The following is a 25,469-nucleotide window of genomic DNA, read 5'->3' on the forward strand; positions in this document are numbered from 1 at the left end:
GTCAGCGCGGCAGCGAGAGGGCCATCCCGTCGGCTTCGGCGAGACCGTCGGCGATGAGCGAGTCGATCGCCCGGTCGCGCTGACGGGGATCCGGCCACTCCGGGAGCACGAGGTCGAGCGGCACCGCCTCCGGGGACCGATCGCGCAGCAGCCGCAGCACGGCACCGCGTGCCTGTCGATCCGAGCCTTCGTAGGTGGCCTGGCGACGGCGTTCATCCCCGGTGTCCGGCCTGCCGGCTGCCAGCCACGCGCAGCTGTTGGCCAGGGGGCACTGCTCGCATCGCGGTGCCCGCGACGTGCACACGGTCGCGCCGAGTTCCATCATGGCGGCGTTGAACTCCGCGGCGTCGGCCAGCGAGTCGGGCAGGAGGGTGTCCATCAGCTCCAGGTCGCGCCGCGAGGGCGGTGCCGGCTGGGCCCGCCCCTGAACAGCCCTGGCCAGGACGCGCCGAGTGTTCGTGTCGACGACCGGGTGACGGTCGCCGTAAGCGAAGACCGCGACCGCGCGGGCCGTATAGTCGCCGATGCCGGACAGGGCGAGCAGGGCCTCGACGTCGCGCGGCACGATCCCGCCGTGCCGCTCGGTGATCTCGACAGCCGCCCGGAACAACCAGAGCGCGCGACGCGGGTATCCGAGATTGGCCCACTGGTGCACGACTTCCGCGGCCGAGGCAGAGGCCATCGCCGCGGGTGTGGGCCAGCGCGCGAGCCACGCCTCGAGGTGCGGGACGACTCGGGAGACCGGAGTCTGCTGAAGCATGAATTCGCTGACCAGGACGCCCCACGCGCCGAACTCGTCATGGAACTCCGCTCGGCGCCACGGCAGGTCTCGAGCGGTCGATCGATACCACGTCGGCAGGTGCGATACGACATCGGAAGGGGCCTGCGGTCCGGGCATCCCTCCAGCGTACGTGAGCCGTGACCCGTGGTCGGTCCGGCGATTCACGATGCGGCACCGGGGGCTGCCTCGGACCGGGGGCGCGCGCGTCGTCGGTAGGCTGAGGGGATGGTCTCGCCCGGCATCCTTCTCGTCGACAAGCCCGCTGGGCTGACCAGCCACGATGTGGTCGCCCGCACGCGGCGCGCGTTCGGGACGCGGAAGGTCGGCCATGCGGGGACACTCGATCCGATGGCGACCGGACTCCTCGTCATCGGCATCGAAGGTGCCACCCGGCTGCTGACCTACATCGTCGGCGCGGACAAGACCTACCAGGCGACGATCCGTCTCGGACAGACCACCGGGACGGACGACGCCGAGGGCGAGATCCTCATGACCGCCGAACCCGAGGCATGGAGCGCGGTCACGGATGCCGCGGTCGACGAGGGCATCCTGGCGTTGACCGGAGAGATCTCCCAGGTTCCCAGCTCGGTGTCCGCCATCAAGGTCGACGGACGACGTGCATACGATCGTGTGCGTGCCGGCGAAGAGGTCGTGCTCGCCGCGCGGGACGTCGTCGTGTCTCGCTTCGACGTGTCGGCACGGCGTCAGCAAGACGGTTTTCTCGATCTCGATGTGATCGTCGACTGCTCTTCCGGCACGTACATCCGGTCGCTCGCCCGTGACCTCGGCGCCGCACTCGGTGTCGGCGGACACCTCACCGCGCTGCGGCGCACGCGGGTCGGGCCGTTCGAAGTGACGGATGCCGTCGGTCTCGATGCGCTCGAAGGCGCGCCGACGCTGACTCCAGGCGACGCGGCGGGGCGCATCCTTCCGGTGCTGGAGATGTCCGCGGAAGAAGCACGGGACCTCCGACACGGCAAGCGACTGGGAGGGCAGGCCGCCCGCCTCGCAGACGCTCTCGGTGCCGCGATCGACCCGGACGGCCTTCTGGTGGGCATCGTCGAGAAGCGGGGCGCAGATCTGAAGAGCGCCATGAACATGCCGGAGGGCGACCGATGATCCTGTGGCTCACGATCGCGCAGATCGCAGTCGCCGTCGCTGCCGGGATCTTCTGCATCGTCGCCGGACTGAGTGGTCGGCGACCGAGCGACATCAGCGTCGGGGCGCTCGCCCTCGTGGAGGTGCTGCTCGTCGTCCAGGTGATCGTCGCGATCGTCGCACCGCTCGCCGGCAACCCGCCGACGGGGGACTTGCTCGAGTACTGGGTCTACCTGGTGTCGGCGGTGCTCCTGCCCATCGGAGCCGTGCTGTGGGCGCTCATGGAGCGCAGCCGGTGGAGCACGGTGATCCTGGGGGTGGCGGCGCTCGCGATCGCGATCATGCTGTGGCGCATGCAGGTCATCTGGACCGTCCAGATCGCGTGACGCGAGGGGTCGTGGCGGAGTCCGGTGCCCTCCCGCGGCTCTAGGATGGAATGCGCTATGAGCTCCACCGCCCCCTCCACTCGGATGACCGGAATCGGTCGCGTCCTCGTGATCGTCTACGCCGTCATGGCGCTGGCGGCCACCGGGCGCAGCTTCGTGCAGATCGTCCGCCGATTCGACGAGGCACCGCTGGCGTACTCCCTCTCCGCACTCGCTGCGGTCGTCTACATCCTCGCGACCCTCGCGCTCGTCCTGGCCCGTCGTCGTGGGTGGTACACCGTCGCCTGGGTCGCGATCGTCTTCGAGCTCACCGGTGTCCTCGTAGTGGGACTGCTGAGCATCCTGATGCCGGCGCTGTTCCAGCACGAGACGGTGTGGTCGCTGTTCGGGCGCGGTTACCTGTTCATCCCGCTGGTCCTCCCGGTGTTCGGAATCTGGTGGCTGCGCACGCACCGCCCCGTGGACGCCGCGATTCCGGCCGAGGTGCACGCGTGATCGTCTTCCGCAGCCCGGAGGAGGTTCCCGGCGGATTCGGCCCGAGCGCCGTCGCCATCGGCAAGTTCGATGGTGTCCACGCGGGTCATCGTGCGGTCATCGAACGGCTGAAGGAAGCCGCCGCCGCCACCGGGAGCCGCGCGGTCGCCGTGACTTTCGACCGCAATCCGCTGGCAGTCATCCGGCCGGATCGCTGTCCCGAGAACGTCGTCACGGTCGAGCGCAAGCTCGAGCTGCTGGGCGGCCTCGGGCTCGACGCGACGCTCGTGCTCACGTTCGACGAGGAGATGGCCGCCCGCAGCGCGGAGGATTTCGTCGTCGACATCCTCGTCGGTGCGCTGCAGGTGTCGACCGTCCTGGTCGGTCAGGACTTCCGCTTCGGGCACCGAGGCGCGGGCACGCCCGAGCTGCTACGCGAACTCGGCCCTCGCTACGGCTTCTCCGTCGAGGTCGTCGACGATGTGTATCTTCCCGGTTCCCCTCGCCGCGTCTCGTCCAGCTGGATCCGAGAGCTGCTGATGGAGGGGGACGTCGCTTCGGCCACCACGGTGCTCGGGCGCTATCCCGACGTCCGCGGCGAGGTCGTCCACGGCCTCAAGCGCGGGCGGGAGCTGGGGTTCCCCACGGCCAACCTCTCGACCATCGTCGACGCCTTCGTCCCCGCCGACGGGGTGTACGCCGGGTGGCTCGTCGACCACGACACCGGCATCCGTCATCCGTCCGCGATCTCGGTGGGCACGAATCCGACCTTCGACGACGTGCTCGTACGCCAGGTCGAGGCGCACGTGCTGGGGGAGACCGGGCTCGACCTGTACGGCCACGATGTCACGGTCGAGTTCGTGGCGCGACTGCGGGGCATGGTCGCCTTCGAAGGCATCGAGAAGCTGATGGAGCAGATGGGTGCGGACGTCACGGACGCTGCTCGGGCTCTCGGCATCACATCCGCATAATCGCCCTGCCACGGTACTTCCCGGTCGTCGTCCGACGACTCGGCGTGGGCGATCTGCAGGACGACCGTCCGATGACATAGAATGGAGTCGGCTCCCGCCGATTCTCACGCTTCTCGCGTGCTTCGACGGGAAGACGACCCACTGTTCGTACGGTCCTGGCTCACGCCACACGCGGACAACGAGAACGGTTCAGGGCTTCATGGGGAAGCCGGAGCCTTCACGCTCAGGAGGAGCATGCCGACTACGGCAACCGCCGCCACGCGGCGCAAGAAGACGTCCCGTCGCGACGATGAGGCACCCCTCATCCCGATCCTCGCGCGCAAGGTGCGCGAGATCGAGGCGAAGTCGCAGCGCGGGAAGCTCGGCCCGACGAACCGGGTGAAGTTCCAGGTGATCGCGTTCCTGGTGCGCGAGGAGCGCGCCAGAGTGAAGGCGGACGCCGAGATCGGTGACCCCGCACGCGCTGAGCTGCTGAAGCGCCTCGACGGTGTGGCCACCATCCTCGCCAAGACGGCCGCCCGCGACACGTCGCTCATCCAGCTGCTCGAGGCCGACCAGGCGACGTCGCCGGTCGCCAAGCGCATGCGACGCGACTGGCTTCTCGAGTCGGGAGCGGAGCTCGCTCCCGAAGAGCTGATCATCGCCGATGCCGCACCCGTTCAGATCTCCACGGTTCCCGCGGCGATCGCCGAGCGACAGGTCACGCCTCCTTCGGTCGAGTCGCGGCAGCTGGCGAACCCGTTCCTCGCTCCGGATCTCACGCCGCGCCCGGCTGCGACCCCGCGCCGCCGCCTCGACGGCTGGGAGCTCATGGGCCCGCTGTACAAGGCGTTCGAGACCGGTGCCGGCGGATCCGCTGCGTCGATGGATCTGCCGCCGGCGCCGGAGTACGACCACATCTCGCCCAAGGGCCTCGAGGTCATGGTGCATCAGTCGCGGTTCCTGGAGGCGGTGAAGGCGGGGCACCGCAGCTTCCTCCTGGCAGACGAGCCCGGCCTCGGCAAGACGGCGCAGTCGGTGCTGGCCGCCTCGGTGGCCGGTGCCTACCCGCTGCTCGTCGTCGTGCCCAACGTCGTGAAGATGAACTGGGCGCGCGAGGTCGAGCGGTGGACGCCGCAGCGCCGCGCCACGGTCATCCAGGGCGACGGCACCGACATCGACGCGTTCGCCGACGTGTTCATCGTGAACTACGAGATCCTCGATCGGCACATGTCGTGGCTGGCCTCGATCGGTCTGCGCGGAATGGTCGTCGACGAGGCGCACTTCATCAAGAACCTCTCTTCGCAGCGCTCCCAGAACGTCCTCTCGCTGGCTGCTCAGGTGCGTGAGCGCACGCCGGGGCATGATCCCCTGATGCTCGCCCTCACCGGCACGCCGCTGATCAACGACGTCGAGGACTTCGACGCGATCTGGCGCTTCCTGGGGTGGACCACGGGCGAGAAGCCCGGCCCCGAGCTGATGGAGAAGCTCGACGCCACGGGGTTCACCCCGGCCGACAAGGCGTTCTACCCCGAGGCACGCGACGCCGTCATCTCGATGGGCATCGTGCGACGCAAGAAGAAGGACGTCGCCGCCGATCTGCCGGACAAGCTGATCGCCGATCTGCCGGTGCAGCTCGACGACGAGTTCGGACGGAGCATCCGCCAGGCCGAACGCGAACTCGGCGAGCGGCTCGCGGCTCGGTACCGTCGCATCATCGAGGCCCGCGGAGACCGTGGACTGGCGCCCGGGGAGATCGACGAGGACATCGTCCGCCTCGTCGCCCAGAACGAGCTCGAGGAGTCGAAGGCTGCGGGCACCGGAGGAGACAACGTCTTCACGATGGTCCGCCGAATCGGCCAGGCCAAGGCGCAGCTCGCGGCGGACTATGCAGCGCAGTTGCAGCGGTCTGTCGGCAAGGTCGTCTTCTTCGCGAAGCACATCGACGTGATGGACCGTGCGGAGACCCACTTCGCCGCCGTGGGCATCCGGTCGGTGTCGATCCGCGGAGACCAGACCTCAACGACTCGCCAGCAGGCGATCGACGACTTCAACAGCGACCCTTCCGTGGGGATCGCGGTCTGCTCGCTCACCGCGGCCGGCGTCGGCCTGAACCTGCAGGCGGCGTCGAACGTCGTCCTCGCAGAGCTGTCCTGGACGGCGGCCGAACAGACTCAGGCGATCGACCGCGTGCACCGCATCGGTCAGGACGAGCCGGTCACGGCGTGGCGGATCATCGCCGCGCACACGATCGACACCAAGATCGCTGAGCTGATCGACCAGAAGCAGGGCCTCGCGGCACGCGCGCTCGACGGCGAGGCCGTCGAGGAGTCGGCCGCAGAACCCGTGCAGCTGGCGGCTCTCATGCACCTGCTGCGGCAGGCTCTGGGCGCGGCATAAGAGTGAAGAACTCCGGTTCTTAACGTCGGTTTCGCCTCTTCGACGTTCGGGATCAAGAAGTTCGTCGAGATCGGCGGATCGCGGTGTCAAGATCAACGGTTTTCGTCGGCTTCGAATGGCGCCCGGGTACGTGGGGCGCTAGTGTCGATCGAAGGCAGCGTCGCCTCTTTCCCCCATCTCCCGAACGTCTGAAGGCACCAGCATGAAGATCGGCATCCTGACGAGCGGCGGCGACTGCCCCGGACTCAACGCGGTCATCCGCGGCATCGTGCTCAAGGGCACCACCACGTACGACCTGGAGTTCGTCGGCATCCGTGACGGATGGCGGGGGCTGGTCGACGGAGACTTCATGCCGCTCACGCGCCACGAGGTGAAGGGCCTGTCCAAGGTCGGCGGCACGATCCTCGGCACCAGCCGCACGAACCCCTACGAGGGCGAGCGCGGGGGAGCGGAGAACATCGCCAAGACCCTCTACGGGCACAAGATCGACGGCATCATCGCGATCGGCGGCGAAGGCACTCTCGCCGCGGCCGACCGTCTCGCGAAGGACGGCATCAAGGTCATCGGCGTCCCCAAGACGATCGACAACGACCTGCAGGCGACGGACTACTCGTTCGGCTTCGATACGGCGGTGAACATCGCCACGGATGCGATGGACAGGCTTCGCACCACGGGCGACTCCCACCAGCGGTGCATGGTCGCCGAGGTCATGGGACGCCACGTCGGCTGGATCGCCCTGCACGCCGGTATGGCCGCCGGCGCCCACGTGATCTGCATCCCCGAGGTGCCGATGTCGATCGACGACATCACCGAGCTCGTGACCAGCGCCCACGACCGCGGCCGCGCGCCCCTGGTCGTCGTCTCCGAAGGCTTCAAGCTCCTCGGAATGGACGAGGCGTACAGCGACAAGGGGCTCGACGCCTTCAACCGGCCGCGGCTCGGTGGCATCGGCGATCTGCTCGCTCCCGAGATCGAGCGCATCACGGGTATCGAGACGCGCGCCACGATCCTCGGCCACATCCAGCGCGGTGGTTCCCCGTCGGCGTTCGACAGGGTCCTCGCGACGCGACTTGGCCTTCATGCCGCGGACGCGCTCGTCGACGGAGCCTGGGGCCAGATGGTGGCGATGCAGGGCACCGACATCGTCCGGGTGCCGTTCGCCGATGCGCTGGGCGAGCTGAACACGGTCCCGCGCTACCGCTATGACGAGGCCGCCGCACTCTTCGGCTGAGACTTCCGCTCGAGGGGCCCGCCCGTTCGAACGGGCGGGCTTCGTCGTCGCGTCTCAGGCCTCGGCGAGGCCGAGGGTGTCGAGCAGCCAGGCGAGCTCGAAGGCGCGCTCCCGCCATGAGTTGTAGCGGCCGCTCACGCCGCCGTGCCCGGCGACCATCTCGCACTTGAGGAGCACGTCGGAGGCACCGGCCTCGCGCAGACGTGCGACCCACTTCGCCGGCTCCACGTAGAGCACGCGGGTGTCATTGAGTGATGTCACCGCGAGGATGCGGGGGTACTGGACGCCGTCGCGGACGTTCTCGTACGGCGAGTACGACTTCATGTACTCGTAGACGTCGGCGTCGTGGAGAGGATCGCCCCATTCGTCCCACTCGATCACGGTGAGGGGCAGCGACGGGTCGAGGATCGTCGTGAGAGCGTCGACGAACGGAACTCCGGCGAGGATTCCGGCGAAGAGTTCGGGAGCGAGGTTGGCGACGGCGCCCATCAGCAGTCCCCCCGCGCTGCCGCCCTCGGCGACCAGTCGGCTCGGCGTGGTGACACCGGTCGCGACCAGGTGCTCACCGCAGGAGACGAAGTCCGTGAAGGTGTTGCGCTTGCTGAGCAGCTTTCCGTCTTCGTACCACTGGCGGCCCATCTCGCCGCCGCCGCGCACGTGAGCGACCGCGAAGATCACGCCGCGATCGAGCTCGGAGAGTCGCGCGACCGAGAACCCGGGGTCGATCGAATGCTCGTAGGAACCATAGCCGTAGAGATGCACGGGGCGTGCTCCCGCACCGGGCTCGCCGAATGAGCGCTTCCACACGAGGGAGATCGGCACGCGCACCCCATCGGACGCCGTCGCCCATTCGCGCCGCTGGCCGTACTCGTCCGGGTCGTAGCCGCCGAGTACGGTGACCTGCTTGCGCAGCACCAGCTCGCGGTTCGACAGGTCGAGGTCGTACACCGTGCCGGGCGTGACGAACGACGTGTATCCGAGTCGCAGGAAGGGGGAGTGCCACTCCGGGTTCCCGCTCACTCCGGCGGAGTACAGCGGCTCGTCGAAGGGGATCTCGTCGACGGTGTTCGTGGTGTAGTCGAGAAGCCCGACGCGCTCGAGTCCCTCGCTGCGGTACTCGACCGTTGCGAAGTCGCGGAACGCATCCATGCCGAGCAGACGCCTTCCCGCCTCGTGGGCGACGACCCGGCGCCGTTCGCCCTGAGGGTCGGACGCCGCCACCGAGACGAGTTCGAAGTCGAGGGCTCCGTCGTTGTGCAGGATGAAGAGCCTGTCCTCGCCGTCCACCACGGCGTGATCGATGGAGTACTCCACTCCTTCGCGGCGCGGCCACACCAGGCGAGGCGTCGCGGTGAGGTCGCCGGTCAGATCGACGAGGTACTCCTCGCTCGTGATGCTCGAACCGACGCCGATGACGAGGTACCGGCGGCTGCGGGTGATCCCGGCGCCGAGCCAGAACTTCTCGTCGGGTTCGTGGAACAGCTGGACATCGTCCGCGACCGGTGTGCCGAGGCGGTGCAACCACAGGGTGTCGGGTCGCCAGGCTTCATCTCGGGTCGTGTAGAGGATGCCGGTGCCGTCCGGGGTGAAGAAGGCGCCGCCGGTGTTCGGGATCTCGTCGTCGAGGGTCTCGCCAGAGACGAGGTCGCGCACGTGCACCGTGTACAGCTCGTCGCCTTCGAAATCGGTCGACCACAGCAGCTTCGTCGCGTCGTCCGAGGTGTCGAACGCCCCGAGCGAGAAGAACTCGTGCCCCTCGGCCTCGACGTTCCCGTCGAGCAGCACGACCTCGCCGGGAACCGGCACGCCGGCCTCGAGCTTCGGGGGAGTCCAGTCGTCGTGCTCCGCGGCGGCCCGGCAGTGGATGCCGTACTGGGCGCCCTCTTCGGTGCGGCTGTAGTACCACCAGTCTCCGCGCCGGGTGGGAACGGACAGATCGGTCTCCTGCACGCGACTCTTGATCTCCTCGAAGAGGCGCTCGCGCAGGTCGGCCAGGTGCGCCGTCTCGTCGTCGGTGTGGGCGTTCTCCGCCTCGAGGTGCGCGATGACCTCGGCGGAGTCCTTCGCCCGCATCCACTCGTACGGGTCGTCGAATGTGTCACCGTGGTGCGTGCGGAGCGTGGAGCGGCGGGCAGCGAGGGGAGCGTCAGTCACCGTCCCACGCTATCCCAGGTCGAGTTGACCGGCACGGGGGAGGGTGGGAGGATTTAGCGGGGCCGGTTAACGGAAGTCAAACCCACGGTGAACTCTTCGTTCGTCACGTCGATCACGTCGACATCTCCTTCTTCCTCAAACGACCGAAAGCGAACGGTGGAAACCGCAGCCCTCATCGTCGTGCTTGTCATCGCGCTGGCACTCTTCTTCGACTTCACCAACGGCTTTCACGACACGGCGAATGCCATGGCGACGCCGATCGCCACCGGTGCGCTCAAGCCCAAGACCGCCGTCCTCCTCGCCGCCGTCTTGAACCTGGTGGGTGCATTCCTGTCCACCGAGGTCTCCAAGACGATCTCCGGCGGCATCATCCGCGAAGACGCGATCATCTCCGCGGGGGCGGACCTCTTCCTGTCCCTGATCTTCGCGGGCCTGATCGGCGCCATCACCTGGAACATGCTGACCTGGCTCCTGGGCCTTCCGTCGAGCTCATCGCACGCGCTGTTCGGCGGCCTGATCGGCGCGACCCTGGTCGGTGCGGGGCTCGGCGGCATCGACTTCGGCATGGTGCTCTCGAAGATCGTGCTCCCTGCGCTCATCGCCCCCGTCACCGCGGGGCTCATCGCGTTCGCGGCGACGAAGATCGCCTACTCGATCACGCGACGTTATGACGGCAAGCCCGACGGTCGCGACGGTTTCCGCTGGGGGCAGATCTTCACGTCCTCGCTGGTCGCACTCGCGCACGGCACCAACGACGCGCAGAAGACGATGGGTGTCATCACCCTCGCTCTGATCACCATCGGCTGGCAGTCCGGCGTGCACCACGAACCGCAGCTCTGGGTGATCGTCGCCTGCGCCTTCACGATCGCGCTCGGCACGTATCTCGGTGGCTGGCGAATCATCCGCACCCTCGGCAAGGGGCTCACCGATGTGAAGCCCGCGCAGGGCTTCGCGGCGGAGAGCTCGACGGCAGCGACGATCCTGGCCTCCAGCGCGCTCGGCTTCGCGCTCTCGACCACGCAGGTGGCCTCGGGCTCCGTGATCGGCTCCGGCCTCGGTCGCCGAGGCTCCACGGTCCGCTGGCGGACGGCGGGTCGTATCGGCGTCGGCTGGCTGCTCACGCTTCCCGCAGCGGGAGCCGTGGGCGCCCTGGCGGCGCTTCTCGTCGTCTGGCTCGGCAACTGGGGTGTGGCGATCGACGCGGTCATCGCCGTCGTGATCATCCTCGGACTGTTCATGCGTTCGCGCCGCAACGCCGTCACATCCGCGAACGCCATGAGTGACGTCGCTGAATCCGGGATGGCCATCGAGCTCCCGGACACGCCGCCGCCGACGCGTCGTCAGCAGCGTATCGAGCTGGCCAAGGCCGAGGCGAAGGCCCGTGCCGAGGCCCGTGAGAAGGTGAAGGCCCAGGCGAAGAAGGACGCGGAGGCCAAGGCGAAGAAGAAGGCTCAGGCCAAGGCGAGCGTCAAGGGTGCCAAATCCGCCTCCTCATCGAAGAACTCGGACGCGAACCGGAACGGGGACTCGGAATGAACGTCGTCATCGACTGGATCGCGTTCCTCCAGGTGTTCCTCGCAGCACTGATCGGCGCGGCGGCCATCGTCACCTTCTACGCCCTCGGTCTTCGTCTGCTGGTGCGCAGCGGTCGCGCCCCGGTGGTGAGCCCCGCCGAGTTCACGGATGCGATCACGGTGATCTCCGAGAAGGAGATGAAGCGCGCCGAGAAGCAGGCGGCGAAGGCGGCGCGGAAGAGCCCGCTCACCGAGGGGCAGAAGCGGGTCGCGCTCTTCGGTGCGTACGGATGCTTCGCGCTGTGCGCCGCGGCCGTGGTCGCCGGCATCCTGCTCCTCGTCATCGGGCACTGACCCGACGCCGGCAGGTCGAATGCCGACGCGAGGTCGAGGCCTAGGCTGTTGGCATGTCCGCAGGAACCGGAAACGCGTACGCCTTCGGCCGACATGACCCCGCAAGCCATGTGCTGATCCACGTGAGTGATCCGCACTTCCTCGCAGGGGGAGCGCGGCTCGGTGGGAAGTACGACGTCGAGGCCAGTTTCGCCCGAACGCTCGATGCGATCAGATCCGTGCATCCGCATCCGTCGGCGATCGTCGTCACCGGCGACCTCGCCGATCTGGGTGAGCCCGACGCATATCGCCGGCTGAGGGCTGCCGTCGAGCCGGTGGCGGACGAGCTGGGCGCTCCGCTCATCTGGGTCGCGGGCAACCACGACGAACGCCCGGCACTGCGCGCAGGACTCCTCGATGCGGAGCCGACGGAGGATCCGGTGACGGGCGTCTGGGACCTCGCCGGGCTTCGCCTCATCGCTCTCGACACCAGCGTGCCCGGCTGGCATCACGGCGACCTCGACGAAGAACAGCTGTCCTGGCTCGCCGACGTGCTCGCGGATCCCGCCCCGCACGGCACCCTGCTCGCGATGCACCATCCACCGCTCCCGAGCCATCTGCCGCTCTTCGACATCCTGGAGCTTCGGCATCAGGATGAGCTCGCGGAGGTCATCCGCGGAACCGATGTCCGCGGCATCCTCGCCGGTCACCTGCACTACTCGTCGCAGGGCACCTTCGCCGGCGTCCCGGTGAGCGTCTCGTCGGCCACCTGCTACACGATGAACGTGGCGCGTCCGTCGGCCGAGGTGAACGGCATGGACGCGGCCCAGGCCTTCCAGCTCGTGCACGTGTACCCGGAGACGATCACGCACACGGTGGTGCCGGTGACGCAGGCCGCGACCGGGGACTACTTCTCCGCGGACTGGCTCGAGCGGATGGCGGCGCTCACACCGGAGCAGCGACTCGAGGCGTTCTCCCGCAAGCCCGGCCGGTGAGCGGCGTAGACTGAGAGCATCCCCCACCCTTCTCACCCGCCACGACCCACGAGGATGTGACATGGCTTCTGCCGCGCCTACCCCGACCCGCACCGAGACCGATTCGCTCGGGAGCATGGAGATTCCCGTCGACGCGTACTGGGGGATTCATACTTCCCGCGCCGACGCGAACTTCCCGATCTCGAAACGGCCCATCTCGGTCTATCCGGACCTCGTGGTCGGGCTGGCGATGGTCAAGCAGGCGAGTGCGCGGGCGAACCGCGAGATCGGGGTACTGGACCACGAGCGCGCCGACCTGATCGACCGTGCCGCGCAGCGCGTCATCGACGGCGAGTTCCACGAGCAGTTCACGGTGGGCGTCATCCAGGGTGGCGCGGGCACCTCGACGAACATGAACGCGAATGAGGTCATCACCAACATCGCGCTGGAGTTGGCCGGCCGCGAGAAGGGCGATTACGCCTTCCTGTCGCCGATCGATCACACCAACCGCAGCCAGTCCACCAATGACGTCTACCCGACCGCCGTGAAGATCGGCCTCTCACTGACGCTGCGCTCGCTGCTCGAAGAACTCGACCTGCTGCGACTGTCGTTCCTCGGCAAGTCCCGCGAGTTCCACGACGTGCTGAAGGTCGGTCGAACCCAGCTGCAGGACGCCGTGCCGATGACTCTCGGCCAGGAGTTCAACGGCTTCGCCACGACTCTCGGCTACGACCACACGCGGCTGACCGAGAACGCCTCGCTCATGTTCGAGATCAACATGGGTGCCACGGCGATCGGCACCGGCATCACCACGCACCCCGGTTACGCCCCCGCCGTGCTCAAGCACCTGCGCGAGATCACGCAGCTCGACCTGCGAACGGCCGGCGACCTCGTCGAGGCCACCAGCGACACCGGCTCGTTCATGTCGTTCTCCTCGACGCTCAAGCGCAACGCGATGAAGCTGTCGAAGATCTGCAACGACCTCCGGCTGCTGTCTTCCGGTCCGCAGGCGGGGTTCGGTGAGATCAACCTCCCCGCGATGCAGGCCGGCTCCAGCATCATGCCCGGCAAGGTGAACCCCGTCATCCCCGAGGTCGTCAATCAGGTCGCGTTCGCCGTCGCGGGCGCCGACATGACGGTGACCATGGCCGCCGAGGCGGGGCAGCTCCAGCTGAACGCGTTCGAGCCGGTCATCGCGCATTCGATCTTCCAGTCGATCACGTGGATGCGCCAGGCGATGTGGACGCTGCGCGTCAACTGTGTCGACGGCATCACCGCCAACCGCGATCGTCTCGGCGCGATGGTCGGCGCATCGGTCGGCGTCATCACCGCCCTGACGCCCTTCATCGGATACGCGGCCGCTGCGGCGCTCGCGAAGACCGCTCTCCTGACGAACCGGAGCGTCGCGGACCTGGTCGTCGAGGCCGGTCTGATGTCGCGCGACGAGGTCGTCAAGCAGCTCTCGCCCGCTCGTCTGTCCGGGCTCGAGACGATCACCGCGGCGATCCCGGTGATCTCGCCGGAGGACCGCATCGAGGTCTGACCCACCCGCCAAGACAAGAGGGGGATGGATGCCGCGGCATCCATCCCCCTCTTCGTGCGTCGAGCTGCTCAGTCGGTGATGCGGCAATGCGTCGTGAGCTCGCCGATGCCGTCGATTCCGACGGTCACGGTGGAGTGGTCGCGCAGGAAGATCTGTGGATCCCGCGAATACCCGGCGCCACCGGGGCTGCCCGTCGAGATGAGGGTTCCGGGCAGCAGCGTGAGTGACTGCGAGAGGTGCGCGATCAGCTTGGCGACGGAGCGCACCATCTGGTCCGTGCTGGCGTCCTGAACCGTGTGGCCGTCCACGACCGCCCAGATATGCAGATCCTGCGGGTCGGAGATCTCATCCGCGGTCACCGCGAACGGTCCGGTCGGGGTGAATCCGTCGAACGACTTGCATCGCGACCACTGTGCCTCGGAGAACTGGATGTTCCTGGCGGTGATGTCGTTCACCACGGTGTAGCCCCAGACATGCGAGAGAGCATCCGCCTCGCTGACGTCCTTGGCGGGGGTTCCGATGAGCACGCCGAGCTCGGCTTCGTAGTCGACGGCCTCGCTGAGGGATCGCGGCCAGGAGGTGGTCTGTTCGTGTCCGGTGAGCGAATTCGGCCACAGCGTGAACACGGTCGGTGCCGCATCGGTCTTCAAGCCCAGCTCGCTGGAGTGCGCCGCATAGTTGAGGCCGACGGCGAGCACGGCCGGGGGAGCGATCACGGCGGAGGAGAACGCCCAGTCGCCGAGCGGATGGCGCTCCGCGTCTGCGGCGGCCAGCGCGGCGCGCAGTCGCTCGAGGAGAGGGTCCCCTCCCTCGATCAGCTGCTGCAGCGTGGCAGGGGCGTCGTTCAGGAGATCAGAGACGAGGATGGCGTCCGAGTCCTGCACCACGGCGAGAACCGTGCGCGGGGAGTCAGGACGGCGCAGGTGAGCGAACCGCATGGTTCTACGCTACCGGCTGCCGGGCGACGAGCGGGTGGAGGACTCAGCCATACCCGAGGCGTCTCTCTTGTTCCCCATAAGCTTTGGCTATGAGTTTCGGAGGACCCCCGCCGCCGCAGCAGCCCTCGCCGTACATGCCGCCACCCCCGCGACAGCCGGCTTATGCCTCGCGTCTGGCCCAGCCGACACCGTACACACCGCCTGCTCCGGTCGCGCCGTCGCCGGCCGAGTCGCTGCCCGCGCTGCCGGTGCCGACGCGCAAGGGGCGCACGATCTCGCTCTGGCTCTTCGGTTTCCTGGGCTTCCTGCTGCTCGCCCTGGTCGGCTATTTCGGGTGGGCGCTCGGTGTCTTCGCCTCCGTCGTCGGTTTGGTGCTCGCCCTCATCCCGCTGACCGTGGTGTTCCTCGGCGTCCGGATGATCGACCGCTGGGAACCGGAGCCGAAGCGCCTCGTGTTCTTCGCGATCGCCTGGGGCGCACTGGCGGCTGCGGGGCTCACTCTGCTCGTCGACGTGGGGCTGACGATCCTGCTCGGCATCACCTCCGATGCCTTCACGGCGGTGGTGCAGGCGCCGATCGTCGAGGAGTTCTGGAAGGGACTCGGGGTCTTCCTCATCTTCCTGCTCGCCCGTCGCGCCTTCGACGGTCCGGTGGACGGTGTCGTGTACGGAGCACTCGTCGGCGCGGGGTTCGCCTTCACCGAGAACATCCAGTACTTCGCGGTCAGCCTGATCGAGGGTGGTGGCGAGCAGCTCACCGTCACCTTCGCCGTGCGCGCGATCCTGTCCCCGTTCGCACACGCCATGTTCACGGCGGTGACCGGCTTCGCGATCGGTCTGGTCGCGCGGCGACACGGATCGGCGAGCTCCGCGATCGGTGCGGGCCTGCTGGGAATGCTCGGAGCAGTCCTCCTGCACGCACTCTGGAACGGGTCCGCGACCTTCGCCGACTTCTTCGGACTGTACTTCACCCTGCAGGTGCCGCTCTTCGTCGGCTTCATCCTCGGAATCGTCGCTCTCCGTCGCGAAGAGGCGCGCCTCACTCGTGCGCGCCTCGCCGAGTACGCGAACGCGGGGTGGTTCACGCCCGAAGAGGTCACGATGCTCGCCACATCGAGCGGACGCAAGGCGGGTCTCAACTGGGCGCGAGGTCTTCGGGGTGACCGGCGTCCGATCATGCGCGAGTTCATCAAGGACGCGACCGCGCTGGCCGCGGTCCGTCAGCGGGCGATCACGGGGCGCGATCCGCTCGCCGTCGAGGACGAGCGTGCGCTGCTGATCCGTACCCGAGCCGCCAGGGCCGCACTGCTGGCGTATTGAGCCCGACATCGGGATACTCGTCGTGAGGAGGCGGTCGCGATGAGCACGTTCGTCCTGATCCACGGCGGGGGAGATGTCGGGTGGTCCTGGCATCTGGTCGCCGCAGAACTCGTGGCGCGCGGACACGAGGTCTTCGCCCCCGATCTCCCCGCCGGTGACGATTCCCTCACTCTCGAGGACTACGCGGACGCCGTGGTGGCAGAGGTGGGGGCACGACGCGATGTCGTCGTGCTCGGCCACTCGTTCGGAGCCTTCACGGCGCCTCTGGTCGCCGAGCGACTGTCGGCCGATCTCCTCGTGCTGGCCGCGGGGATGATCCCGGCGCCCGGTGAGCCGCCGGAGCGATGGTGGTCCGAGTCGGGCTATCTCGCCGCCGCCGAGGCCCAGGCGGCGATCGATGGCGGACTGACGGGTAACGAGGACCCCTACGTGAGTTTCTACAACGGCGTGCCGCGAGAGCTGGCGGATGAAGCACTGCGGCAGGAGCGCGCACATCCGTCCTCGGCGGCGATGGAGGTCCCGTGGCCGCTGAAGGTCTGGCCCGATGTGCCGACGCGGGTCATCGTGTTCGCGGACGATCGCTTCTTCCCGCCGCGCTTTCTCCGCGACCTCGCCCGAGAGCGTCTCGGGGTGGTCGCCGACGAGGTCCCCGGCGGACACTGCGCCATGCTGAGCAGGCCGACGGAGATCGCGGAGATGCTCGTCGGCTACCTCGATTGATGCCCGGAAACCCTGTCACGGCAAGACTCAGCGCCCGGTGCTGCGGCGATGCCTGCGAGTCTCCCGGGCGCTGAGTTGATCTGTAATCAGGGTGCACCCGACCACGGAGGGTGTCAAGAGGCTGTTGCCGCTGCGCCCGTCGAAGTGTTCGCTGTGAGCAGGTGCGATCGCGTTGACCCCTCCCGCGGGCTCGGGTTTGATGGAGGCATGACTGATCGCACAAAGCCTGAGTTCGATGCCCCCAGCGCCCCCGCTCCCGCAAAGCTCGTCATCCGCGACATCATCGAGGGTGACGGCGCAGAGGCGAAGCCCGGCGACACGGTGACCGTGCACTACGCCGGCGTCGAGTTCGACTCCGGCGAGGAGTTCGACTCGTCCTGGGGTCGCGGCGAGACCATCCAGTTCCCGCTGCGCGGCCTGATCCAGGGCTGGCAGGACGGCATCCCCGGCATGAAGGTCGGCGGACGCCGTGAGCTGATCATCCCGCCTCACCTGGCCTACGGCCCGGTCGGTGGCGGCCACTTCCTCTCCGGAAAGACGCTGATCTTCATCATCGATCTCGTCGCTGTCGGCTGAGTCCGGCCCGCACGCAGAGACGCCCTTCCTCCTCGGGGGAGGGGCGTCTCTGCTGTATATCGGAAGAACATCCGCATTCAGGGGAATATATGCGAATGAATGTAAGTTGTCACAGAGGTCGCGGTGAACGCGGCCCCTGTCCGAAGCCGCATCAGCGGCCGATGTCTCCGGAGGAGAAACCATGACCAGCATCGACATTCCCGGCTACCGTCCCGGCACCTGGGTGCTCGACCCCTCGCACAGCGAGGTGACGTTCAGCGTCCGCCACATGATGATCTCCAAGGTGCGCGGCACCTTCGGCGTCAAGAGCGCGACCTTGATCGCGCCCGAGAACCCGCTCGAGGCCAAGGTCGAGGCTTCCGTCGACGTCACCTCGGTCGACACGAACGACGAGGGTCGCGACGCCCACCTGCGCTCCGCCGACTTCTTCGACACCGAGAACTTCCCGACGATGGAGTTCGTGTCCACCGGCGCGCGCGTCAAGGGCGACGAGCTGTTCGTCGACGGTGACCTCACGATCCGCGGCGTCACCAAGCCGGTCAGCTTCGAGCTCGACTTCGGCGGATTCGGCACCGACCCGTACGGCAACTACAAGGCGGGCGCTTCTGCCAAGGCCGTGATCAACCGCGAGGACTTCGGTCTCACGTGGAACGCCGCACTCGAGACCGGTGGCGTGCTCGTGGGCAAGGACATCACGATCAGCCTCGACCTGCAGGGCGCGCTGCAGCAGGACTGACGCCGTCACGCAGTTCCTCGAACCCCGGGTCCGTCAGGGCTCGGGGTTCTCTGCGTCGTAGTCGTGGAATCGGCGGTTGCGGCGCGAGAGCATCGCGACGAGGGCGATCACCAGGACGCCGCCGAGCAGCGGCGGGAACCACAGGGTGGTCAGCGTGGCGAGAGTCCCGGCGTACAGGGCTCCGACGCGCGGGCCGCCGGCGACGACCACCACGAAGAGTCCCTGCAAGCGACCGCGCATCGCGTCGGGAACCGCCGCCTGCATCATCGTGTTGCGGTAGATCGAGCTGACATTGTCGGAGGCCCCGGAGAGCGCGAGTGCCACGCAGGCGGCGACGATCAGGCCGATGTTCGGGGCATCCTCGCCGGCGGGCGGAGAGAACGCCCCGATCAGCAGCACCAGGCCGAAGAGGAGGATCGAAGCGCCGTACGCTTCGACGGCCCGCGCGATGCCGCGGCCATGCCACCGATACTGGACGACGCGCCCGGAGAACAGGCTCGACGCGAAGGTTCCGACGGCGACGGCCGCCGTGAGGATTCCGGTCGTCACGGCGCCGCCGCCCAGGAGCACGGTGCCGAGGGCGGGGAAGAGGACGAGGGGTTGGCCGAACGTCATCGCGATGATGTCGATGATGTACTGCATCCGGATGTTGCCCGCCTTGCGCAGGAAGCGCCAGCCGTCGACGAGCGATTCCAGGCCGGGGCGCACGATCTCGCCCTCAGGGCGCAGTACCGGAAGCGTCCACAGGCCGAGGAACATCGACAGCATCAGTACGACGTCGATCGTGTAGGTCCAGCCGTAGCCGGTGAGGGCCACGAGCAGGCCGGCCAGCGCGGGGCCGGCCATGACGGTGAGCCCGAATGCGACGCCGTTGAGTGCTGATGCCGCCGCCAGCTGCTCGCGGGGGATGAGGCGCGGCACGATCGCCGTGCGCGTGGCCATGCCCACCGAGTTCGCGGCGGAGTTGATCATGCTGAGTGCATACAGCCACCAGATGGTCTCGGTGCCGGTCCACGTGAGCGCGGCGAGCAGTGCGGTCGAGGCGAACGTGATGGTCGCCGCGATCAGGGCCACCCTGCGCCGGTCGAATGCGTCCGCGAGCATCCCGCCGTACAGGCCGGCGAGGATCATCGGGATGAGCCCGGCGACCGCGATCATGGACACGGCGAATGTGCTCCCGGTCAGCACGAACACATGCAGCATCACGGTGACGATCGTCAACTGACCGCCGATGCCCGCGAGCGTCGATCCGATCCACATCCGCGCGAAGGCGGGACTGGTCTTCAGGGGAGTGAGGTCGATGAGGTGACCGCGTCGGCCGCTCACTCGTCGATCTTCTTCTGCACCGTTCGAGCCTAGTTGACGCCGGTCGAGCGGCCCCTCGCGGTTGTCACGCGAGGGTGTCCTCGGCTGGTAGACTCTTCAGGTTGCCGTTCGATCGGCCGCGGATAAAGAGAGCCCTCGCATCAGGCGTCGGGCGCCGCGCAACAAGCAGAGAGGGGATCGAATCTATGGCACTGGAAGCAGACGTCAAGAAGGCGATCATCGAAGAGTACGCGACGCACCCCGGTGACACCGGATCCCCCGAGGTGCAGGTCGCAATGCTGACGCAGCGCATCAAGGACCTCACCGAGCACCTCAAGGAGCACAAGCACGACCACCACTCGCGTCGTGGTCTGTTCCTGCTCGTCGGTCAGCGCCGTCGCCTGCTGGGTTACCTGCAGGACATCGACATCAACCGCTACCGGTCGCTCATCGAGCGTCTCGGCCTGCGTCGATAAAGCAAGGCGATCCTGCGTTCAATCGCGCAGAACATTCTTGAGAAGGCCGCCCCACGGTGTGGGGCGGCCTTCGTCATGCTCGGGGGAGCGCAGACACCTCCGACGGTGCCTGCAGGTCGACCGGGTGGCAGCGGATCACGAATCCCACGACGAGGGCGAGCGCCGCGGCGCACACGATCATGAGCACCAGACTCGCCGTCCAGCCGGCGGTGAGGTCGTGCAGGACTCCGACAAGGAGACTCCCTGCGCCGGCGAAGGCGTAGCCGACGCCCTGCGCGACAGCGGACAGCATGCCTGCCGAGGCCTCGTTGGCGGCAAGCATGACGATGAGAGCGAGGGAGAGCCCGAACGTCGCGCTCTGGACCGCCCCGAGCACGACCGTGATCGCGATGTACGAATCGTCGCCGGACGCGAGCCAGACGAACGCCGCCACCATCACGATGCCCAGCCCCGGACCGAACCAGAGCAGCAAGCGGCGGCGGCGAGCGAGGATCGGTGCGACGAGCGTCGGCACGAGGCCGGCGATGCTGGTCAACGCGAGGAGCCAGCCCGCGGTCTGCGCGTCCACACCGCGATCTCCGAGGATGCGGGGGAGCCACGAGGCCACCGCGAAGAAGAGCATCGCCTGAAGACCGAACATCGCTGTGATCAGTGCGACGGTCGGTCGAGCCGACCGGGGCAGCGCCATCCGAGACGACGCCGGTGGGGAAGCTTCCGAGCGCAGCGCCACACCGACCATGGCGCCCGCGGCGATCAGAGCGGGCACGGCCCAGAGCCCGAGCGCCACCGCGGGCCCGCCGACCGCCGTGCTCAGCGGCACGGCGAGTCCCGCTCCGAGCGCGGCCCCCGCGCTGAACGACATGCTGCTCAGGCCGATCCAGAGACCGCCCGCCCGAAGGGACTTCAGGTACTGCGGAAGCAAGGTCCCTGCGGCCATGATCGACACCCCGGCGAGGAAGGTTCCCGGGAGCATGCCCCCGGGAACGACGACCCGCAGTGCGAGCGACCCCGCGAGCGCCACCATGGTCCAGATCAGCGCCCTGGTCACGCCGAGGCGGCGGGCGAGCAGCGGCCCGACCGGTGCACTGATGCCGAAGGCGATCACCGGCAGCGTCGCCAGGAGGTTCAACTGCACCGGTGCGAGGTCGAACGCCGCCCTCGTCGGATCGAGAAGGGCGGCGACCGAGGTGATCGCCGGGCGCAGGTTGAGCCCGATCAGCAGGGCTGCGCCGAGCCCGACGGCGCGATCGCGGAACTCGCTGCCTCGACGCTCAGAGCGCGAGGACACGAAGGCCGTCGGCGACCACACGGCCGTCGTGGATGACGAGTCGGTCGGTTCCCCGGTCCATCACCGCGCTGGTGGGCGTCTCGCCATCGACCAGGACCAGGTCGGCCCGGTCACCGACAGCCAGGCCGGGTCGGTCCTCGACACCCGTGAGGCGCGGTGAGGTGGAGGACATGATGCTCGCCCCACCCATCGTCGCGACCGCCAGCGCCATCTCGATGTGGTCGTCGTGGCGGAAGCCGTTCGTGAAGGCGAGCTGCCAGGTGCGGTCGAGCATGTCGGTGTTGCCGTATGGGCTCCAGTAGTCGCGCTGACCGTCCTGACCGAGCCCGATCCGCACGCCGGCCTCGACGAGCTGCACCAGGGAGAGGTGGTTGCTGGTCGAGGGGGCGACCGTCGCCATCGAGATGTCCAGTTCGGCGAACTCCTCGATCAGGCGACGGCTCGTGGCCTCGTTCACAGAACCGAGTTCGTAGGCGTGTGACATCGTCACCTTGCCCTGCATGCCGAGTGCACGTGTGCGCTCCATCACGAGCTCGGTGCTGAACACCCCGAGGGTACCGGGTTCGTGCAGGTGGATGTCGACCTCGACCTGGTACTTCTCGGCGAGACCGAACACGATGTCGAGGTGCTTGGCGGGGTCGCGGTCGAGCTGTGACGGGTCGATTCCGCCGATCACGTCTGCCCCCTGCTTGAGAGACTCCTCCAGATACTCGACCGTGCCCTCTTCGCGGAGGATGCCCGCCTGGGGGAAGGTCATGACCTGGACGTCGGCGTGGGCGGCGAACTTCTCCTTCGCCGCGATCACCGCGTCGAACTTCTCGAGCTTGCAGTCGACGTCGACCTGCGCGTAGGAGCGGACGCGGGTCGTGCCCCGTGCGATCATGCGCTCGAGGGTGCCGGCCACCCGCGTGGGAAGGTCGACCTCGGCGTTGCGCCAGTTCTCGCGGTCGTTCATCATCATGCCCCAGACGCCGGGAGCGCCGGTGTGCTCGCGGAACGGCAGTCCGATCCGGGTCGAATCCAGGTGCACGTGGACATCGCTGAAGGAGGGCAGCAGAAGCCGCCCACGTCCGTCGACGTCATCACCGGACGCCGGCGCCGCCTCATGGGGGAGGATCCGGGTGATGCGACCGTCCTCGATCAGGACATCGGAGGCGGAGCCGCCCCAGGGGCGCACGTCACGAATCAGCATGGACTTTCCTTTCTTCGGGGGCGCCGAGCCGCGACGCGAGGTCGGCGGCTTCAGCCAGATGATGGCACGCGGCATCGCCGGTGGGAACCTGCTCCACGCACTGCCGACGCCGTTCTTCGTCGAGGAGCGGGAGCACGGGGCATCGCGTGCGGAAGACGCAGCCGCTGGGCGGGTTCGACGGGTGGGGGAGGTCTCCGACGAGACGGATCCGTCGACTGCGGTCGGCGGTGGGATCGGGGCTCGGAACGGAGGACAGCAGCGACTGCGTGTACGGGTGCTGCGGGGCGCCGAACACGGCATCCCTGGTGCCGTGCTCCATGATGCGCCCGAGGTACATCACGGCGACCTCGTCGGCGAAGTGCTTGACGACGGACAGATCGTGCGCGATGAACACGTAGGAGATGCCGGTGTCGGCCTGGATGTCCTGCAGCAGGTTGATGACCTGCGCCTGCACCGAGACGTCGAGAGCCGACACCGGCTCGTCGCAGACCAGGATGTCGGGCTCCAACGCAAGTGCCCTGGCGATGCCGACGCGCTGCTTCTGTCCGCCCGAGAACTCGTGGGGGAACCTGTTGTAGTGCTCCGGCCGCAGCCCCACCCTGTCCATCAGAGCCGCGACCCGGTTCTTCATGCCCTCCTGGGGGGAGATTCCCTGGGCCTGCAGGGGAGCCGCGATCGCCGCGCCGACGCTCTGCCGCGGGTTCAGCGACGATGAAGGGTTCTGGAACACCATCTGCACGCGGCGCCGGAACTGCTGCAGGTCTGACCCGCGGAGCTGGGACACGTCGGCGCCGTCCAGCAGGATCCGCCCCGACGTGGGGGTGAGCAGACGCATCAGCAGACGTCCGGTGGTGGACTTGCCGCAGCCGGATTCGCCGACCAGCCCCAGTGTCGATCCGCGTTCGAGTGTGAAGGAGACCCCGTCCACCGCTTTCACCTGCGAGGAACCGCGCAGGAATCCCTTGCTGACGCTGAAATGCTTGGCGAGGTTCTCGACGCTCAGCAACGGTTCGCTCATCGGGCCACCTCTTGCAGGTCGAGCACGGTTGTCGGGAGGTCGGGTTCTGCGAGGTGACAGCGCGCACGGTGGCCGGATCCGACGAGGGTGAGCTCGGGGCGCTCGGTGCGGCATCTGTCGTCCGGCACGAGGGCCGCGACGGGGCAGCGATCGGCGAAGAGGCACCCCTGCGGGAGGTCGAGCAGCGACGGCGGGAAGCCGGGTATGGGCGTGAGCCGCCCTGCTTCGTCGACCATCGAGGGCATCGATGCGAGCAGGCCCCGGGCGTAGGGGTGCGCGGTGCGGAAGAACAGGTCGTGCACGTCGGCCTCTTCCACGCACTGGCCGCCGTACATGACGACGACCCGCTTGCAGACCTCGGCGACGACGCCCAGATCGTGCGTGACGAAGATCACCGCGGAACCGGTCTCCGCCTGGAGCGATCCGATCAGGTCGAGGATCTGCGCCTGCACCGTGACATCGAGCGCCGTGGTGGGCTCGTCGGCGATGAGCAGCTCCGGTTCGCAGATGAGGGCCATCGCGATCATCGCCCGCTGCCGCATACCGCCGGAGAACTCGTGCGGGTAAGAGTCGTACCGTGCGACCGGATCGGGGATGCCGACGCGGTTCAGCATCTCGATCGCCTGGGCCTTCGCGGCCTTCGCGCTCACCCTGTTGTGCACGCGATACGCCTCGGCGATCTGCCGGCCGACGGTGTAGAAGGGGTGCATGGCCGACAGCGGATCCTGGAAGATCATCCCGATCTTGCGACCGCGGTATGGCCGCATCTCGCTCTCGCTGAGCGGTACCAGATCGGTGCCGTCGAAGAGCACTCGTCCGGTGACCTTCGCGCTGGTCCCTTTGAGGAGCCCCATCAGGGTCTGGCTGGTCACGGTCTTTCCCGAACCGGATTCGCCGACGATGCCGACGGTCTCTCCGCGCTGCACGACGAGGTCCATGCCGTTCACGGCGTGCACCAGACCGTCGTCGGTGGGAAAGGTCACCCGCAGATCGCGGATGTCGAGGATCGGCGTGGTCATCAGTTGACTCTCACTCTCGGGTCGACGCTCGCGTACACGAGGTCGACGATGACGTTCGCGGTGATGATGAAGAAGGCGGCGAGCATCGTGATCGCCATGGTGACCGGGAGGTCTCCCGAGGTGGCTGCCCGCACCGCCGTGAACCCGAGACCGGGCACCGAGAAGATCTGCTCGGTCAGGACGGCACCGCCGAGCAGGGCGCCGATGTCCAAGCCCAGCATCGTGATGATCGGAGTGATGCCGGCACGGACCCCGTGGGTCGTGATCCGTCCGGGGCTCAGACCCTTCGCCCGCGCGGTGCGCATGTAGTCCTCGCCGAAGGTCTCGATCATGTTGTTCCGCGTGATGCGGATGTACTGCGCGCTGAACAGGATGGCCAGCGCGACCCAGGGGAGCAGGTAGTTCGTGAACCACGCCCCGGGTCCGGCGGGGCCGAACGGGGAGGAGATCTGATTGCTCGTGAACGGCAGCCAGTGCAGTGCGCTCACGAACACGAGCAGGAGCAGCAGCCCGGTGACGGGGACAGGGAGCGAGACGCCGACGGATGCAGCTCCGACGATGATCTTGTCCGTCGCCCTGCCCTTGCGGAGGGCTGCGAGCAGGCCGAGGCCGACGCCGATCACGGTCCACAGCACGACAGCACCGACGGCGATGGAGATCGTGTAGGGGAGCGCTCTGACGATGACGTCGGTGACGTTCTCGTTGGTCTGGAACGATTTGCCCAGGCAGGGCCAGGCGCAGACCTGCTCGGCGCCCGGGGCTCCGATGAGCCGTTCGCCGAAGAATCCACTGAGGTACGTGAAGTACTGCACCAGGAACGGCTTGTCCATGCCGAGGGCGACGCGCGCCTGGTCGATACGTTCAGGGGTGCACTCCTGGCCGCAGGCGGCTGCCGCAGGGTCTGCGGGGCCGATCTGGAACAGGGCGAACGTCACGAAGCTCACGACGAGCAGGAGGATGACCAGCGCGGTCACGCGGCGGATGATGAATCCGAACATTGCTGTCCCGTACGGGGCCGACCGATCGAGCGGTCGGCCCCGTCCT

24 protein-coding genes are annotated in these 25,469 nt (G+C 67.9%); 15 read left to right on the forward strand and 9 right to left on the reverse strand.

Annotated features, from left to right (window positions below; genetic code table 11):
• Position 1: 1 nt before the first annotated feature.
• Entirely contained in the window at positions 2-898 is an 897-nt protein-coding gene (locus tag ACIOTO_RS17230; RefSeq protein WP_400858715.1) for an A/G-specific adenine glycosylase, read from the reverse strand.
• Positions 899-1,006: 108 nt separating this feature from the next.
• Here ACIOTO_RS17230 and truB point away from each other — a divergent pair, with 108 nt between their 5' ends.
• The 6 genes from truB (at position 1,007) to ACIOTO_RS17260 (ending at position 7,320) form a co-directional block, all read left to right on the forward strand.
• Positions 1,007-1,900, forward strand: a complete 894-nt coding sequence (gene truB / locus ACIOTO_RS17235; RefSeq protein ID WP_400858716.1) for a tRNA pseudouridine(55) synthase TruB — start codon at positions 1,007-1,009, stop codon at positions 1,898-1,900.
• On the forward strand, positions 1,897-2,265 hold the full coding sequence (locus ACIOTO_RS17240) for a hypothetical protein (protein WP_105709759.1): 369 nt from the start codon (positions 1,897-1,899) through the stop codon (positions 2,263-2,265). The genes truB and ACIOTO_RS17240 overlap by 4 nt, the downstream gene beginning before the upstream one ends.
• Positions 2,266-2,322: 57 nt before the next feature.
• A complete protein-coding gene (locus ACIOTO_RS17245) occupies positions 2,323-2,760 on the forward strand; it encodes a hypothetical protein (protein ID WP_258133965.1) in 438 nt (145 codons plus the stop codon).
• Positions 2,757-3,710: a bifunctional riboflavin kinase/FAD synthetase gene (locus ACIOTO_RS17250; RefSeq protein WP_400858717.1), complete on the forward strand. Its 954-nt coding sequence runs from the start codon at positions 2,757-2,759 to the stop codon at positions 3,708-3,710. Before ACIOTO_RS17245 ends, ACIOTO_RS17250 begins: the two co-directional genes overlap by 4 nt.
• Before the next feature lie 234 nt (positions 3,711-3,944).
• Entirely contained in the window at positions 3,945-6,089 is a 2,145-nt protein-coding gene (locus tag ACIOTO_RS17255) for a DEAD/DEAH box helicase (protein WP_400858718.1), read from the forward strand.
• Between the two features lie 202 nt (positions 6,090-6,291).
• Complete coding sequence (locus ACIOTO_RS17260) at positions 6,292-7,320, forward strand: 6-phosphofructokinase (RefSeq protein ID WP_029263659.1); 1,029 nt, start codon at positions 6,292-6,294, stop codon at positions 7,318-7,320.
• A 54-nt stretch (positions 7,321-7,374) separates the two neighbouring features.
• Here ACIOTO_RS17260 and ACIOTO_RS17265 read toward each other — a convergent pair whose 3' ends face one another.
• A complete protein-coding gene (locus ACIOTO_RS17265; protein WP_400858719.1) occupies positions 7,375-9,474 on the reverse strand; it encodes a S9 family peptidase in 2,100 nt (699 codons plus the stop codon).
• 156 nt (positions 9,475-9,630) lie between these two features.
• Between ACIOTO_RS17265 and ACIOTO_RS17270 the strand changes: the two genes are divergently transcribed.
• From ACIOTO_RS17270 to ACIOTO_RS17285, 4 genes are all read left to right on the forward strand, one after another.
• Positions 9,631-11,010 (forward strand): inorganic phosphate transporter, encoded by a 1,380-nt coding sequence (locus ACIOTO_RS17270; protein ID WP_105709764.1) that lies wholly within the window; start codon positions 9,631-9,633, stop codon positions 11,008-11,010.
• Positions 11,007-11,342, forward strand: a complete 336-nt coding sequence (locus ACIOTO_RS17275) for a hypothetical protein (protein ID WP_029263656.1) — start codon at positions 11,007-11,009, stop codon at positions 11,340-11,342. The genes ACIOTO_RS17270 and ACIOTO_RS17275 overlap by 4 nt, the downstream gene beginning before the upstream one ends.
• Positions 11,343-11,395: 53 nt before the next feature.
• Positions 11,396-12,316, forward strand: coding sequence for a phosphodiesterase (locus ACIOTO_RS17280; protein WP_400858720.1), 921 nt, complete (start codon positions 11,396-11,398; stop codon positions 12,314-12,316).
• A 61-nt stretch (positions 12,317-12,377) separates the two neighbouring features.
• Positions 12,378-13,838, forward strand: a complete 1,461-nt coding sequence (locus ACIOTO_RS17285; protein WP_029263654.1) for an aspartate ammonia-lyase — start codon at positions 12,378-12,380, stop codon at positions 13,836-13,838.
• Between the two features lie 68 nt (positions 13,839-13,906).
• On the opposite strand, the gene ACIOTO_RS17290 is transcribed toward ACIOTO_RS17285, so the two are convergent.
• Positions 13,907-14,776 carry a fumarylacetoacetate hydrolase family protein gene (locus tag ACIOTO_RS17290; protein WP_400858721.1) on the reverse strand — a complete coding sequence of 290 codons (870 nt, stop codon included), beginning with the start codon at positions 14,774-14,776 and terminating at the stop codon, positions 13,907-13,909.
• 89 nt (positions 14,777-14,865) lie between these two features.
• Between ACIOTO_RS17290 and ACIOTO_RS17295 the strand changes: the two genes are divergently transcribed.
• From ACIOTO_RS17295 to ACIOTO_RS17310, 4 genes are all read left to right on the forward strand, one after another.
• Positions 14,866-16,095: a PrsW family intramembrane metalloprotease gene (locus ACIOTO_RS17295; protein WP_308737136.1), complete on the forward strand. Its 1,230-nt coding sequence runs from the start codon at positions 14,866-14,868 to the stop codon at positions 16,093-16,095.
• 39 nt (positions 16,096-16,134) lie between these two features.
• Positions 16,135-16,815, forward strand: coding sequence for an alpha/beta fold hydrolase (locus tag ACIOTO_RS17300; RefSeq protein ID WP_400858722.1), 681 nt, complete (start codon positions 16,135-16,137; stop codon positions 16,813-16,815).
• 207 nt (positions 16,816-17,022) lie between these two features.
• Positions 17,023-17,391, forward strand: coding sequence for an FKBP-type peptidyl-prolyl cis-trans isomerase (locus tag ACIOTO_RS17305; RefSeq protein WP_400858723.1), 369 nt, complete (start codon positions 17,023-17,025; stop codon positions 17,389-17,391).
• 181 nt (positions 17,392-17,572) lie between these two features.
• Complete coding sequence (locus ACIOTO_RS17310; protein WP_262000794.1) at positions 17,573-18,127, forward strand: YceI family protein; 555 nt, start codon at positions 17,573-17,575, stop codon at positions 18,125-18,127.
• A 33-nt stretch (positions 18,128-18,160) separates the two neighbouring features.
• Here the strand turns inward: ACIOTO_RS17310 and ACIOTO_RS17315 are convergent, their stop codons facing one another.
• Complete coding sequence (locus tag ACIOTO_RS17315; RefSeq protein WP_105709769.1) at positions 18,161-19,453, reverse strand: MFS transporter; 1,293 nt, start codon at positions 19,451-19,453, stop codon at positions 18,161-18,163.
• A 185-nt stretch (positions 19,454-19,638) separates the two neighbouring features.
• Here ACIOTO_RS17315 and rpsO point away from each other — a divergent pair, with 185 nt between their 5' ends.
• A complete protein-coding gene (gene rpsO / locus ACIOTO_RS17320) occupies positions 19,639-19,908 on the forward strand; it encodes a 30S ribosomal protein S15 (RefSeq protein WP_005048780.1) in 270 nt (89 codons plus the stop codon).
• A 73-nt stretch (positions 19,909-19,981) separates the two neighbouring features.
• On the opposite strand, the gene ACIOTO_RS17325 is transcribed toward rpsO, so the two are convergent.
• From ACIOTO_RS17325 to ACIOTO_RS17345, 5 genes are read right to left on the reverse strand one after another with little or no spacing between them, the layout of a single operon-like run.
• Positions 19,982-21,196 carry an MFS transporter gene (locus ACIOTO_RS17325; RefSeq protein WP_400858724.1) on the reverse strand — a complete coding sequence of 405 codons (1,215 nt, stop codon included), beginning with the start codon at positions 21,194-21,196 and terminating at the stop codon, positions 19,982-19,984.
• Positions 21,180-22,388, reverse strand: a complete 1,209-nt coding sequence (locus ACIOTO_RS17330; RefSeq protein ID WP_400858725.1) for an amidohydrolase — start codon at positions 22,386-22,388, stop codon at positions 21,180-21,182. The genes ACIOTO_RS17325 and ACIOTO_RS17330 overlap by 17 nt, the downstream gene beginning before the upstream one ends.
• Positions 22,375-23,406 carry an ABC transporter ATP-binding protein gene (locus tag ACIOTO_RS17335; RefSeq protein ID WP_262000797.1) on the reverse strand — a complete coding sequence of 344 codons (1,032 nt, stop codon included), beginning with the start codon at positions 23,404-23,406 and terminating at the stop codon, positions 22,375-22,377. Before ACIOTO_RS17335 ends, ACIOTO_RS17330 begins: the two co-directional genes overlap by 14 nt.
• Positions 23,403-24,425 (reverse strand): ABC transporter ATP-binding protein, encoded by a 1,023-nt coding sequence (locus ACIOTO_RS17340; protein WP_262000798.1) that lies wholly within the window; start codon positions 24,423-24,425, stop codon positions 23,403-23,405. The genes ACIOTO_RS17335 and ACIOTO_RS17340 overlap by 4 nt, the downstream gene beginning before the upstream one ends.
• Positions 24,425-25,423: an ABC transporter permease gene (locus tag ACIOTO_RS17345; RefSeq protein ID WP_105709774.1), complete on the reverse strand. Its 999-nt coding sequence runs from the start codon at positions 25,421-25,423 to the stop codon at positions 24,425-24,427. Before ACIOTO_RS17345 ends, ACIOTO_RS17340 begins: the two co-directional genes overlap by 1 nt.
• Positions 25,424-25,469: the final 46 nt, after the last annotated feature.

Source organism: Microbacterium sp. NPDC087592, from assembly GCF_044743585.1.
In the GTDB taxonomy this organism is placed as follows: Bacteria; Actinomycetota; Actinomycetes; order Actinomycetales; family Microbacteriaceae; genus Microbacterium.